The sequence below is a fragment of the Mesorhizobium sp. A556 genome (genome assembly GCF_054489545.1).
In genome coordinates this window covers 1-1,100 of record NZ_JBTMXA010000059.1, presented here as the reverse complement: position 1 = coordinate 1,100, position 1,100 = coordinate 1, and the positions used below count along the sequence as shown (strand labels likewise).

The following is a 1,100-nucleotide window of genomic DNA, read 5'->3' as shown; positions in this document are numbered from 1 at the left end:
GACCTTGTTGCAGGGATCGGAATTTGATCGAAGAGCGCCCTACCGGTGACCTTGTTCATGCCCCGCGTTCAAACTCGGCACGGCCGAGCTTGGTCATTCGGTTCAAGATGCTGACGCCGATTACGGCCTCGGTTCGTTGGTTGGCGAGGGTTCTGGCCTTCAGTTTTGGCCCGATGACGGTCTTCCATCGGGACATCTGGGCCTCGATCCGGGAGCGCTGATTGTAACCGCTGGATATCTGCCAGCCCATCCTGCCTTGGGTTGCGATCGCGTCGATATGGCGGTCCCGCGACGTCGGGTTCTGTGCCGCGTCGGCGCTCGGGACGGCATTCTTCGGTGGCGGGATGATGACTTCTACCTGGTCGCCAAACCGCGCTTCGACAAGATCGCTGACGGGCGCTCCATCATAGGCGCCGTCGGCAATGAGCCGGACGGCGGACGCGTCGATCTGGGCCAGAAGTTCCGGAAGCACCGTGGTATCGCCGATGCTTTCCTCCGTCAGATCGGCACAGAGAATCTCGCCGCTGAGAAGGTCGAGCCCAAGGTGAAGCTTGCGCCAGGAGCGGCGTTTCCGTTTGGTTTTGTGTTTTTCTTCGAGCCATTCGCCCGCGCCAAAGACTTTCAGCCCTGTGCTATCCACCACCAAATGCACAGGCTCATCGGTCGGCGGGCGGCTCTTGACGCCTGTCTTCAAGCCCACGCCTCGGCGCGACAAAGTCGAGAAACAAGGCGCCAGAATAGGGGCGCCAGTCAACCGCGCAAGACTGCGCACGATCCCTTGCGTCTGCCGCAGTGGCAGGCCGAACACGAACCGCAGGCTCAGGCAAATCTCGATCGCCAGGTCCGAATAGCGCGCCTGACCGCCCCGCGTCATGCGGCGCGGCGCCGACCACAAATCGGCAACGCCATCCTCGAACCAGATAGTCAGATCCCCACGACGGCGAAGGGCCTCATTGTATTCCGCCCAGTTCGTAACCCGGTAGCGCTGTTTTGGGAACACATGGCGACGCAGGTCATTGAACTTGTGTGGCATTCGGGCAGTCCTGTCCGGTGGGGACCGCTTCTCTAAACGTCAAAGCCCGATCCCTGCAACAAGGTCC

The 1,100-nt window shown here is 61.3% G+C and carries 1 protein-coding gene; it reads right to left on the bottom strand.

What is annotated here, in order from left to right; translation table 11 throughout:
* Positions 1 to 55: 55 nt before the first annotated feature.
* Entirely contained in the window at positions 56 to 1,033 is a 978-nt protein-coding gene (locus ACX3P0_RS25275) for an IS5 family transposase (RefSeq protein WP_459092978.1), read from the bottom strand.
* Positions 1,034 to 1,100: the final 67 nt, after the last annotated feature.

Excerpts from the sequence above, each read along its gene's own strand:
- ACX3P0_RS25275 (WP_459092978.1), bottom strand. The coding sequence starts at position 1,033 with ATGCCACACAAGTTCAATGACCTGCGTCGCCATGTGTTCCCAAAACAG.